Source organism: Stackebrandtia albiflava, from assembly GCF_007994225.1.
Lineage (GTDB): Bacteria > Actinomycetota > Actinomycetes > Mycobacteriales > Micromonosporaceae > Stackebrandtia > Stackebrandtia albiflava.
Map to the genome: position 1 here is coordinate 13,260 of NZ_VLLL01000010.1, position 11,453 is coordinate 24,712.

Consider the following 11,453-nt stretch of genomic DNA (forward strand, 5'->3'; position numbering starts at 1 on the left):
CTCAGTCCCCCTCCGCGACGCGGACCTGGTGGCCGTAGGAGAACGCGAGGGCGTGCGGCGGCAGGTCGATCCGGGGGACGTTCCCGCCGCGCCTGCCGGTGATCGGGTCGGCGCCGAACAACTTGAGGTCCTCCACCAGGTCCACGCCCGGAACCCGTTGCAGCACCGCGTACACCTCGCCGGCCTGTACCGGCCGGCCGAACGGCCACCCGGCGTCGTCGGGTCCGCCGACCAGCGGGTTCAGGTACCGGTACAGGGCCGTCGTCGCCTGTTCCTCCAGCGACTCCGGGGACGTCCTGGGACGTGGGCGGAGCCTCGCCACCACCGTCACCCCCTGGTAGAAGGGCGGTTCCACACTGATCCGCGCCCCGAGGCAACGCCGCGCGTCGAGGTGTTCGGCGATCCGGGCGAGTGTGTCCTCGCGCGGGTCCAGTTCGGCGAACCGCGCCCGCACCGGATCGGCCACCGCGGGGACCACCAGCAGCCGCACCGCGCCCGGTTCGGCCTCGATCGGTACACACCTGACCCGGGCCGCGTCGGGCGCGGCGGCACGGGCGAGCTGTTCGTAGTCCTCCACGGTCACGGCGCGGTCCTTGGACCGCAGCACCAGGGGGCCGCGGATCGCCGCGTCCCGGACCGTCTCGCCGTCCACTCCGCCGGTCGCCGGCCTGCGGTTCGTGACGGCGGTGACGAAGGTGACCGGGTCGCGCTGCACCCGCAACCGGCCGCGCGCGACGTTGCCCGCCCGACCGCCGCCGACCCGGTACGCCACCACCCTGACCGGGGAACCCTTGGGCGGCACGGCACCGTAGTACCGCAGCGCGCCGTCGGGTTGACGCACCGCCGGACCGAACACCAGTTCACCGGCGACCCGGTCGACGGTGAAGTGACGGTCGTCCGGACCGGAGTCGGTGAAGCCGTCCACCTCCGACCACGCCTGCCGGCCGTCACCACCGGCGACCTCGACCACCGGCGAGTCCGCGGCGATCACCGGCCGATGCGCCAACCGGAACCGCTGACCGGGAACCCCCTCGGACAGTCCCACCACCTCGTCGGTGACCAGGCGGCAGTGTGTCGCCGGAACGGATCCGCCGATGACGGTCGCCGACGCGGAGGTCAGTCGCGGCGGCGCCTGGTAGAACGGCTGCCCCTCGGCCGGTTCGGCGAGTACACACCGGATCCAGCCCGCGCGGTGCCGGTCGACCAGGGAACCGGTGTGGCCGCCGGGAAGGTGCACGACGACGTCGCCCGGCCGGTTGAAGCCGCCGGTGGTGTCCCGGTCCAGTTCGCAGTCGCGCCACTCCTCACCGGTCCACGCCTGCCACCGCCACGGCGGATCCCGAGGATCGACGCCGACCCCCTCGACCCGGCAGTCGACCTGCAACAGCACGGCACAGCGCGGCGCCGCGTCGTCCAGACCGAAGTAGACGGCGTCCCCGGGGGCGGGGGTCTCGGCGAAGCAGGTGACGCCGGCCCGATCGGTCAGCGCCTCGGTCTGGTCGGTCGGGCGGCCACCCGAGGCGGCGGTCACCAACCGGGTCAGGGACCGCGGCGGTATGACCAGTTCACGGTCGGTCTGGAACACCTGCGGCGGCACCGCCCCGGACGCCTCCGAGGCGATCTGGCTGCCCTCGGGCACCGTGACCGGGGTCGGCTGCGGTGCCGAGAGCCAGTAGGTGACCTCGGTACGCGCGGCGGTGGGTGGGTACAGCCGTACACCGATCAGGTCGAGGAACCGCAGGTAGTTCGACTCGGGGATCCGGTTGACGCGGTACGTCAACTGATCGACCATCATCGCGAAGGTCTCGATGAGCGTCACCCCCGGATCGGAGACGTTGTGGTCCGTCCATTCCGGGCACTTCTGCTGCACGAGGCGTTTGGCCTCGTCCACCAGGTCCTGGAACCGGCGGTCGTCGAGGTTGGGCACCGGCAGGCTCACGTCGCGGCCTCCTTGTCGGGGGTGTCGTGGGAGGGGATCACGTAGAACGGGAACACCAGGTTCCGGCGGTCGTTGCCGCCGCGCACCGTGTACTCGACGTCGATGAACAGACAGCCGTCGGCGACCGCGTCGAACCGGACGACGACGTCGGTGACGGTGATCCGCGGTTCCCAGCGGTCGAGGGCACGGCGCACCTCGTAGGCGATCCGTCCGGCGGTGGCCGCGTCGGCGGGCGCGAACACCAGATCCGCGAGCGCGCAACCGAACTCCGGTCGCATCGGCCGCTCACCGGGGTTGGTGGCCAGGATCAGGTGCATGCTCTCCACCAGTTCCCGGTGCCCGGCGACCAGCGCGATGGAACCGGTCGAGTCGGTGCGCATCGGGAACGCCCAACCGGCGCCGACGAACTCCTCCGCCATGTCAGCCTCCTATCAAGACGGTCGGGCAGCCGGACAGGATCGGTGCGCCGCAACCGGACATGTCGCCCATCCTGGCCGCCGGCTTCCCGCCGACGAGTACCGTCGGGCAGCCCGGCGGCACGATCGGTGTCGGTGGATGCGGTGGCGTACCGGGGAACCCGCACGCGTGCATGTCGCCGACCGTGGCGGCGGGCATCCCACCGATGAGCACGGTCGGGACGCCCGGCCCGGTCACGTTTCCCGGGTGTCCGGTGGGGTCTCCGACCCTGGCGGCCGCCGGCATGGACTACACCTCTCAGTTGATCTTGACGATTCCGCCGCGCACGGTGAGCTGCCCGCTCGCGGACACCTCGCCGGTGGCCTGCGCGGCGACCTTGACCTGTTGGCCCGACACCTCGACCGACGTCTGGCCGGTCAGCTTCACCGACTGCCCCTTCAGTTCCAGCACACCGGTTCCGGCGTCCACCGTGACACCGACACCGGTCACCTTCACCGGTCCGTCGCCGAGCAGTTCGATCGTCTTGCCGGCCGGGTCCAGTCGCAGCTTCAGACCGCCGTCACCGGTGGCGACGAGCACCCCCGCGCCGTCCGGCGCGTCGACCAGCTCGACCCGGTGGCCGGTGCGGGACACCCAGCCGCGTACCGCGATCCGGCCGTCGCCCCCGTCCACGACCGGCACCCCCAGCGCGGGCGGCGCGTCCTCGCCGTTGTACAGGCCGCCCAGTACGTAGGGGCTGTTCAGGTCGCCCATGGCGAAGCCCGCCAGGACCTCGTCGCCCACCTCGGGGAGCAGCAGCGCACCCCGGTCGGCCCCCGCGCCCTGCTGCACCGTCCGTGCCCAGCCGGAGGTGAAGTCCTCCGCCAGCCAGGGGAACGTCAACTTGACGCGGCCCAGTGCCAGCGGATCCCGCACGTCGGTCACCACCGCCGGGACGAGACCCGTGAACGGCGCGGCCGGCACCGGCCGGTCCCCGTCGGTGATGCCGGTCAGTGACCGCACCCGGCGGCCCGACACCGTGAACGCCGTCGTGTACCCGTCCAGTTCACCGAACACGTGGCGACAGGTGGCCAGGGTGTACTTGCCGGTGAACGGTTCCCCCACCCCCGAGAGCGCCACGGCCGCCCCGGGAAGGAGCCGCGGGTTGCCGCGCGCGACACCGTCCAGCTCCACCGCGGCGTCCCCGATGAGTTCCGCGAGCCCGTCGGCGGTCGCCTGCAGGGTCTTGGGATCGTGCCGGGCCGGGTCGGCGTCTCGCAGCGGCGCCGCCCCGAACCGGTTCGCCAGCCCGACCGGGTCGGCCGCCGGCACCTCCGAGGACACCGCCGCGGGCACCGCGGTCGCCGAGAGCGGCTGCTTGTGCTCGTAGTCCCAGCCGCGCACCTCCACCTGCGGTACCTGCGCGGTGGCGGTCATGCTGGCCCGCAGCGAGATCAGGTTTCGGCCCTCCTCCAGCACCAGCGGGTCCGACGTGGCCGAGGCCGAGCGGCCGGGCGCGGCGGCGGGCGACCGGGGGAGCCGGAAGTGGAGCCTGCCCTCCGAGGCGGTGACCTGGGCGCCCACCGTGTCGGCCAGGTCGGTCAGGAACTCCCAGTCGCTCTGGTTCCGTTGGCTCAGTTGGGTGTGCGGGCGGCCGCCACCGGGAACCGGATCGACGGTCCCGACGGTCAGCCCGGCGCGGGAGCACACCTTCCGTACCACGTCGGGTATCGACATGTCCGGATACGCGGCGGTGCGCCTGCCCCGGCACAGCCGGTGCGCCAGGTCGAGTCCGCGCACCTCGGTGACGCTGCCGTGGACGTCGATGTCGAGTTCCACGGCGGTGATCTCGCCGGTCATTAGCGTCACCGGTGCCCCCGGTTCGGAGGTGTTGACCTTCACCGTCACGGTCGCGCCGATCTCGATCCCGGCGTCGGCGAGCACCCCGCGGTGGGGGTCGCGGAACCGCAGCAGGCACGAGTCCGGCAGGTTCAGGCTGCCCTCCACCCGGGTGTAGGCCAGTTGGTGGGCGACCGGAGCGGACAGCGGCCGTCCGCCGATCTCCACCAGGGGCGCGTTGGCGAAACTCTCGTTGGGCACCGGGCTCACTCCTCGGAGTCGTCGGCGGCCGGGATGAGCAGCCTGGTGCCGGTCGGCAACCGCAGCGGGTCGTCGATGTCGTTGAACACGGCGATGCGCCGCCACGCGCCGGCGTCGCCGTACGCCTGGTACGCCAGCGAGGGCAGCGTGTCCCCGGCGACCAGCACGTGCGACCGGCTCGCCACCCGGGATCCCGAGGTGGGGTTCTGTCCGGCGGTCTCGCCGGATATCTCCTCCAACGTGACGGTGCACAACGCCCGCACCGGGGTCCCGCCCGGGGTGAACAACGTGTACTTCGCGGTCACCTTCGACACGTAGGACGGGAAACCCGTCATCCCTCCCCAGTGGAATATCACCCAGGGCGGGACGCCGTTGCGGTCCTGGAGGCTCTTGGCGGTCGGGACGCAGCAGGCGAAGAGACGTTCGACGGTCTTGACGACCGTGTCGTCCATCCGTTCGGTGGCGTCGAGGAACATCTCCAGGTTCAGCTTCGACGGATCCGAACCGGTGAACTGCGGCGGTCCGCTGGAGGACGCGTTGCGCTGCGCGTCGCGCTGCCACTTCGCGTTCTTCTCCAGCGTCAACTCCTTGGGGTTGAACTGGAACTCGATCACGCCGAGGGAGCCGCCGGGCTGCGCGGCCGCCGAGCCGCCCGGCGGCGGCTCCAGCAGTTCCAGGTACGCCTTCTGCAGGCTCGCCTGCGCGTCCCCGCCACCTCCGGCGGCGGTGAAGGTCACCGGTGAGGTCATCGCGTCAGCCGCCCGCCCCGGGCGCCAGGAAGCCGTGATGTGCCAGTTCCAGGGTCTCGGTGGCGACCTTGGCCGACTCCGCCGACAACTGCGGACCGGTCCAGCGCACCGGCACCACGTCCACCAGCGACCACCGGGCGATCACGGTGCCCTCCAGGTTACGGGCCTCGATGGTGGCCGTCTTGCGGGTGACACCGGACGCCAGGGCCGCGAACCACCCCGTGATCCGGGAGCTGGCCTGGGTGACCGGCCGGGACAGTTTCACGTTGGAGTACTTGATCCGGGTCGGCAGTTGCCACACGGCCCCGTTGTTGCCGCCCTCCTCCCGCTGCTCCATGACGAACTCGCATCCGAGTCCGTCGCAGCTGTTGAAGGCGCCGAGGCTCTCGTCGTCGATGCTCACGACGAAACTCACCGCGACGGCGTCGGTGTCGACGTATCCCATGTGTCCTCCTGTCCCACGGTCAACCGAGTCGGCCGTGACGTTCACGTTCCTGTCGAAGTTCGACGCGCAGCCGCCGCAGCAGCGGCTCGAACAGTCCCGCCAGCAGCGCGGCCGTGTCCGGTGGCGACCCGCCGCCCGGCGCCGGGACCGCGTGGGTGTCTCCCGGTGCCGTGGCCGACCGGCCGGTGGTGTCGATCGGTGGCGACGCCGACGTCTCGCGCTGCACCGTCACCTCGACCGGCACGGCCGGGGTCACCGTGGCCGTACCGGCGACCGGTGGAGCGGGTGCCGGTGCCGGGAGCACGAGCGGCGTCGGCGGTGGAGCCGTCACGGGCGGCGAGGCCGCCGTCCTCGTGGCGGTGGCGGCCAGCAGCGACACCGAGACCGGGGGACCCGGCGTGATCGGCGGCCCGGCGGTCGGGCGGGCCGCGCCGGTGACCGCGCCGGGGGCGTGCCCGTATCGCTGTTCCCCGCCGGCGCCCGGCGTGTCCGGGCCGGAACGGCCGGTGGGAGGTGCGGCGGGCCACCCGATGACGGGTGCGGGATGCGGGGTGAGCGCGGGATGCGTCATCGCACGGTTCACCGACAGCAGCGGTGCCACCGGGCGGGGCGGCGGGGGGCTCGTGACGACGGCGGCCGGATCCGGTGCCCGGTCTGCGGTGACCGTCGTGACGGGCGGTGGGGCGCCGGCCGACCCGGCGCTCCCCGGCGCCTCCGCTGGGACGACCGGGGGCGGTGAGGCCATGACGAACGCGGCCGGTGCCTCCGCCGACATCGTCACGCCGCGTGGCGGATCCGGCGGGTCGGCGGCGGTGGTGGGTGGCGCGATCGACGACTCGCCGGGGGTGAGCGGTGGCGTGTCCATGACGCGTGAGATCACCGTCATCGGCGCGGCCTCGGCGACCGCACCGGTGCCTGGTGCGTCCGGCGGCGTGGTGGTGGTCGGGTCGTTCCCCCGGCGCAGCCGTTGCACCACCGGTGGTGCGGTGACCGGCGTCGGCGTCGGCGGTGCGCTGCCGGTCACCGGCTCGCTCACGAGCGCCGGATCCACTGCCGCACCGTCGATGCCGGAGCGGTGGCCGGGCGGCGTCGTGGTGAGTGGGACGACCGTCTCGGGGGCGGCGGGCGGTGAGGCGAGTGGTTTCGGCGCGACGGACACGGTCGGGTCGGTGAAGACCGGAGGGCCGATGCCGAGCCGGTGGGGGGTGGCCCGTTGCACGGCCGTCGGTGGGCGCGACGGTTCGGGGACGGGCCGGGGTGGCGCGGGGCGATTCGCCGGCCGTGGGACCGGCGGCGGCTCCGGTATCCGATGGACCGTCACCGGACGGTCCGGCGAGCTGGGGCGCGGAGTCGCGGCGGTCTCGGGCGGACCGAGCCCGGTGGACCCGATCGAGGGTGCCGGGGGTGGCGCCGGCGGCGTCGGGGAGACGACCGGTGTGGCCTCGGTCGGCGCGACCTCCGGAACAGACCGGCCACTTCGGACGGTCGGGGCGGTGGGCGTCGGCGGTACCGGTGGCGGCGGAACTGGAACTGGTGGGCCACCGACGTTCCGTTGCGCGACGGCGGGGACGGACGGCATCGCGGTGAGCGGGACGCCGTCCGTGGCCGGCGGCATCGCGGTGTGGTCGCGCGTCGTGCCGGGCGCCGTCTCGGTGGCGGCGGGCTCGTCGGCCGTGGGGGCGGCCGGTACCGGGGCGGGAACGCCCGCCGACACCGGCGGCACCGGCGTCACCGTCCCGCGCGACTCCGGCGCCGCCGGGCGCCGTACATCCGCAGTGGACGCCGGGTGTCGCGATACGACGACGGGACGCCCGGCCGGACCGGCCACCGGAACCGGCGGCGACGGCACCGTGCCGGACTCCCCGGCGGCGACGTGCGGCGGCTCCGGCTCCGTCGCCGTCGCGCCGTGGGGGCCCGGGGTGGCCGGCGACAGTACGGAACGGATCCTGCCCAGCAGTCCGGCGCCACTGCGCTGCACCGGGGTCCTGCGGGGCGGGACCGCCAGCGGGAGCGCGGGCGCGGGTTCGGCCGGTGTCCCGGTGCCCTCGGCGGGCGCGATCACACCGGAGGGCCCGTCGGGATCGCGGTCGTGCCCGAGCGGGGCGAGGTAGGCGGGTGATCGCCAACTGGCAAGCGAGTCGGTCATCCGCTGCACCGGATTGACCACCGGGTGGGCTCCCAGTACCGGGGTGATCGGGGGCAGGCCACGCCACTCACCCCGGTGCACCGGAAGCGGATCCGGTGCGGCACCGTCCTCACCGGAACGCCGGAACGGCCACCATGCCGGTGCCATGACTCACCTCCCCTCGCTGATGCGGGTGTTGATCCTGCCGATCTCGGTGACGTACCTGAGCCGGTCGGCGTGCTCCATGTCGAGGATCTCGTCGAGTCCCCAGTGGAAGTGGTAGGCGACGTACGCGATCTCCTCGTGCAGTCGGTCGCTCGCGTACGTCACGATTCCCCCAGGCGACCGCCCGACACGTCCACGTGGAAGCGGTGGCGGCACTCGGGGCAGTCGACGGCCGCCCGGGTGTGGCCCTCGGAGTTGATCCGCCGGTACATGTCCTGCAGGAACGCCAGGTCCGAGGCGAACAGGTTCTCGATCACGCCGACGTGCACGTCGGAGACGCCGCCGATGCGGGTCACCACCCTCGCCAGGAGGACCACGGTCAGATACGCGGAGTTCTCCCGGACCCGGTCGTCTCGCAACGGGACGAGTTCGTCGCGGGCGGTCGCCAGCCGCATCACGCCGTCACGGTGCAGCCTGCCGGTGTCGTCCACATAGCCGCGTGGCAGGACGAACCCGAACTCCGTGCGCATCGGCTCGGCCGGTGCGGCGGCGTCCGGGACGGAGGAGGCGGGTTCGTCCCTGACCGTCATGGTGCGCCGCATCGGCCTACTCGACTTCCATCATCTCGTAGGTGATGACCAGCTTCTCCGTCAGGACGCTGGTGTCGCCGGCCTTCAACGCCCCGATCTCCAGGCTCTTCGGCCAGGCGTTGGTCAGCTTGTAGCGTTTGAGCGGGTTGCCCTCGTAGTCGTAGACGATGACGGCGCCGCCCTTGCGGGCACTGGACATCTTGCCGAACTGGGAGTCCTGGACCCACTTCTCGAAGCTGGTGTCCTCGGTGAGGCCCCGCGTGAGGGTCACCTCACCGGCCTTGGGGCGGCCGGGCAGCTTCTTGAGCATGTACTTGCCGTCGGGGGAGTTCTGCTTGAGTTCGATGACGTCCTGTTCCATCTTCAAGCCGCTGACCTCGGAGATCTGCTTGATGACGATGCCATCCATCTCCAGTCCGAAGGAGTGGCCGACCGACGTGTCGAGTTCGGGGAGTGCCATTCGTTGTCACCTTTCGGGTGTGAGTCGGGCCGCCCGCGGCGGCTTCCGGGCGCCGCCGGTTACCGGGCGGGTCATTCGCTGACGAGGCTGGTGCCGCCGGACATCTGGGAGAGCCGGAAGATCACGAACTCGGCGGGCTTGACCGGTGCCACCCCGATCTCGCAGATGACCTGACCGGCGTCGATGCTCTCGGCGGGATTGGTGTCCCGGTCGCACTTGACGAAGTACGCCTCGTCGGGAGTGAGACCGAACAGGGATCCCTTCCGCCACTCCATGACCAGGAAGGCACTGATCGTGCGGCGGATCTTCGCCCACAACGCGTCGTCGTTCGGTTCGAACACCACCCACTGCGTGCCGCTGAGGATCGACTCCTCCAGGTAGTTGAACAGCCGTCGCACGTTGAGGTACCGCCACGCCGGGTCGCTCGACAGGGTCCGCGCGCCCCACACCCGGATGCCCCGGCCCGGGAACGCCCGGACGCAGTTGACGCCCAACGGGTTCAGCAGTTCCTGCTCCGCGCGGGTCAACTGGCTCTGCAACGCGATGGCGCCCCGCACCACCTCGTTGGCGGGTGCCTTGTGGACGCCGCGCTGCGCGTCGTTGCGCGCCCACACCCCGGCCATGTGGCCGCTGGGCGGTACGAACTCGTTGCCACCGGCGGCGGGGTCGAAGACCTTGACCCACGGGTAGTAGAGCGCGGCGTACTTGGAGTCGTAGCCGGCCAGGTCCACCCGCCAGTCCTTGACCTGCTGCGGCGACATGTCCGGCGGGGGGTCGAGGATCGCCATCCGGTCGCCCATGAGTTCACAGTGGGCGATCACGGCGAGTTGCACGGCCTTGACGGTCTCCAGGTCCACGGTACCGCGCTCGTAGGCGCTCATGAGGTCGGGGACGGCGACCATGGTGATCTCGTCGATCACCTCGAGTCCACTGAGGCCGGTGCGGTCGCCGACGTCCCCCACGTAGTCCTCCGGTTGGATCCGGCTCGGGGCGGCGGGTACGGGCGCCGGCGCGGCGAGCACCACGGTGCCCTTCTGCGGCGGGGTCGCCTGCCCGATCTCGGTGAGGGTGATCAGTTTGGACTTCTCCGCCACGACCTTGACCGCGTTGTCCTTGCCGCGCTTGGCGGCCGACACGCCCTCGAAGGACTCGGCGACCTTCCCGTCGCGCTTCACGAGCAGCGTGAACCGGTCGGCCGGGTCGTCCTTGCCGACGGTCACCTCGACGCTGAGTTCGCCCTCGGCCGACGGCAGGGCCGCCACCCGGTATCCGCCGAGTTCCGCCTGCGGCCCCCGATGGGAGGTCTCGCCGTTGCCGCGCGATCCGCCGACCCTGACGATGTAGCAGTTGCCGCCGCCGTTGAGGAAGTAGCCGTACACCGCGTGGGCGAGATAGCAGTCCTCGGTGAAGTCCCCGAAGGTCTGGCTGAACTGCGCCCAGTTGCCGACCAGGGTCGGCGTGTGGAACGGCCCCTGCGGGGCGAACCCCACGAACGCGGCCACCGCGGTGCCGACGCCCTCGATGGGCCGGGATCCGCTCTCGACCTCTTCGACGTACACCCCGGGCGACAAATAGCTTGGCATGCTGGCTCCTCGGTATCACTGTGGGATTCGATCGTGCGGCGTACCGCGCCGCCCGGCCACGGCCGTCGGGCTGGAACCCGGGGAAGCCCGGGCTGCCTGTTGGGGCACCGGAGCCGGGGTCAGGCGGACTCCTCGTCCAGGTCCTCGGTCTCGCGCTGCACCGCTTGCACCGCGGCCTCCTCGGGTTCCTCTTCGGGCACGCGCTGCACACCCGCCGGGGCCGCGGTCGCGGCGGAGGGGACGACCGGTGCGGGAGCCGACATCACCGCGTCGGCGGTCTGGGCGGCCTCCCGTTCGAACCGGTCACCGGGGTCGCTCACCTGGACTCCGCCGCCGACGTCCGTGCCGTCGACGGGACCGCTGCGCTGCTGCACCACGTGGGTGAGTTCGTGCGCCAGGACGTGGCGGCCGGAGTCCGAGCCGGGGGAGTAACCGCCGTCGCGGAACACGATGTCGGTGCCCACGGTGTACGCCTGGGCGTTGAGGGACCGCGCCGACCGGTCGGCCTCCGGCCCGGTGTGGATCCGCACGTCGCCGAAGTCGTGGCCGAACCGCTGCTCCATGTCGGTGCGGGTGGTGTCGTCGATGGCGGATCCGCCCGAGCCGATCACCCGGTGGACCAGTCCGGTGTCGGACTCGCCCTCGGCCATCGACGCGGTACCGGCGTTGCCGGCGACGCGTTGCATCCGCAGCATCCCGGCCGGGCCGAGCACCTCCGGGCGACCCGCGGCGGCAGCCGGGAAGTCCTGTGGCCCGGCGGATTCCGCCCGTGCGGCGCCGCGCCGGTCGGCGGCCTCGTCGAGGGCCGGATTGTCACGGTCCCGCATGATCGGTACCTCCCGAGGACGCTCTGGGCCTCCAGGGTGGAGCGTCCTCGGCGGCGCCGCCAGTGCCGGGGCGG

12 protein-coding genes are annotated in these 11,453 nt (G+C 72.3%); all 12 read right to left on the reverse strand.

Annotated features, from left to right (window positions below):
* Window position 1: 1 nt before the first annotated feature.
* Complete coding sequence (locus tag LX16_RS23690) at window positions 2-1,939, reverse strand: putative baseplate assembly protein (protein WP_147143665.1); 1,938 nt, start codon at window positions 1,937-1,939, stop codon at window positions 2-4.
* Window positions 1,936-2,358, reverse strand: coding sequence for a GPW/gp25 family protein (locus LX16_RS23695; protein WP_147143668.1), 423 nt, complete (start codon window positions 2,356-2,358; stop codon window positions 1,936-1,938). Before LX16_RS23695 ends, LX16_RS23690 begins: the two co-directional genes overlap by 4 nt.
* A gap of 1 nt (window position 2,359) precedes the next feature.
* Window positions 2,360-2,641, reverse strand: coding sequence for a PAAR domain-containing protein (locus LX16_RS23700; protein ID WP_147143671.1), 282 nt, complete (start codon window positions 2,639-2,641; stop codon window positions 2,360-2,362).
* 12 nt (window positions 2,642-2,653) lie between these two features.
* Complete coding sequence (locus tag LX16_RS23705) at window positions 2,654-4,435, reverse strand: VgrG-related protein (RefSeq protein ID WP_147143674.1); 1,782 nt, start codon at window positions 4,433-4,435, stop codon at window positions 2,654-2,656.
* A gap of 5 nt (window positions 4,436-4,440) precedes the next feature.
* Complete coding sequence (locus LX16_RS23710; protein ID WP_147143677.1) at window positions 4,441-5,184, reverse strand: CIS tube protein; 744 nt, start codon at window positions 5,182-5,184, stop codon at window positions 4,441-4,443.
* Between the two features lie 4 nt (window positions 5,185-5,188).
* Complete coding sequence (locus tag LX16_RS23715; protein WP_147143680.1) at window positions 5,189-5,629, reverse strand: phage tail protein; 441 nt, start codon at window positions 5,627-5,629, stop codon at window positions 5,189-5,191.
* A gap of 19 nt (window positions 5,630-5,648) precedes the next feature.
* Window positions 5,649-7,922, reverse strand: coding sequence for a hypothetical protein (locus tag LX16_RS23720; protein WP_147143683.1), 2,274 nt, complete (start codon window positions 7,920-7,922; stop codon window positions 5,649-5,651).
* A gap of 3 nt (window positions 7,923-7,925) precedes the next feature.
* Window positions 7,926-8,084, reverse strand: coding sequence for a DUF6760 family protein (locus LX16_RS23725; protein ID WP_147143686.1), 159 nt, complete (start codon window positions 8,082-8,084; stop codon window positions 7,926-7,928).
* Entirely contained in the window at window positions 8,081-8,521 is a 441-nt protein-coding gene (locus LX16_RS23730) for a hypothetical protein (protein ID WP_147143689.1), read from the reverse strand. The genes LX16_RS23725 and LX16_RS23730 overlap by 4 nt, the downstream gene beginning before the upstream one ends.
* Before the next feature lie 4 nt (window positions 8,522-8,525).
* Window positions 8,526-8,969, reverse strand: coding sequence for a phage tail protein (locus LX16_RS23735; RefSeq protein ID WP_147143692.1), 444 nt, complete (start codon window positions 8,967-8,969; stop codon window positions 8,526-8,528).
* Window positions 8,970-9,040: 71 nt separating this feature from the next.
* Window positions 9,041-10,552 (reverse strand): phage tail sheath family protein, encoded by a 1,512-nt coding sequence (locus LX16_RS23740; protein WP_147143695.1) that lies wholly within the window; start codon window positions 10,550-10,552, stop codon window positions 9,041-9,043.
* 119 nt (window positions 10,553-10,671) lie between these two features.
* Window positions 10,672-11,379: an eCIS core domain-containing protein gene (locus LX16_RS23745; RefSeq protein ID WP_147143698.1), complete on the reverse strand. Its 708-nt coding sequence runs from the start codon at window positions 11,377-11,379 to the stop codon at window positions 10,672-10,674.
* Window positions 11,380-11,453: the final 74 nt, after the last annotated feature.

Coding starts and splice junctions, on each gene's coding strand:
- LX16_RS23730 (WP_147143689.1), bottom strand. CDS start 8,521: ATGCGGCGCACCATGACGGTCAGGGACGAACCCGCCTCCTCCGTCCCG.
- LX16_RS23710 (WP_147143677.1), bottom strand. CDS start 5,184: ATGACCTCACCGGTGACCTTCACCGCCGCCGGAGGTGGCGGGGACGCG.
- LX16_RS23745 (WP_147143698.1), bottom strand. CDS start 11,379: ATGCGGGACCGTGACAATCCGGCCCTCGACGAGGCCGCCGACCGGCGC.
- LX16_RS23720 (WP_147143683.1), bottom strand. CDS start 7,922: ATGGCACCGGCATGGTGGCCGTTCCGGCGTTCCGGTGAGGACGGTGCC.
- LX16_RS23735 (WP_147143692.1), bottom strand. CDS start 8,969: ATGGCACTCCCCGAACTCGACACGTCGGTCGGCCACTCCTTCGGACTG.
- LX16_RS23715 (WP_147143680.1), bottom strand. CDS start 5,629: ATGGGATACGTCGACACCGACGCCGTCGCGGTGAGTTTCGTCGTGAGC.
- LX16_RS23740 (WP_147143695.1), bottom strand. CDS start 10,552: ATGCCAAGCTATTTGTCGCCCGGGGTGTACGTCGAAGAGGTCGAGAGC.
- LX16_RS23700 (WP_147143671.1), bottom strand. CDS start 2,641: ATGCCGGCGGCCGCCAGGGTCGGAGACCCCACCGGACACCCGGGAAAC.
- LX16_RS23695 (WP_147143668.1), bottom strand. CDS start 2,358: ATGGCGGAGGAGTTCGTCGGCGCCGGTTGGGCGTTCCCGATGCGCACC.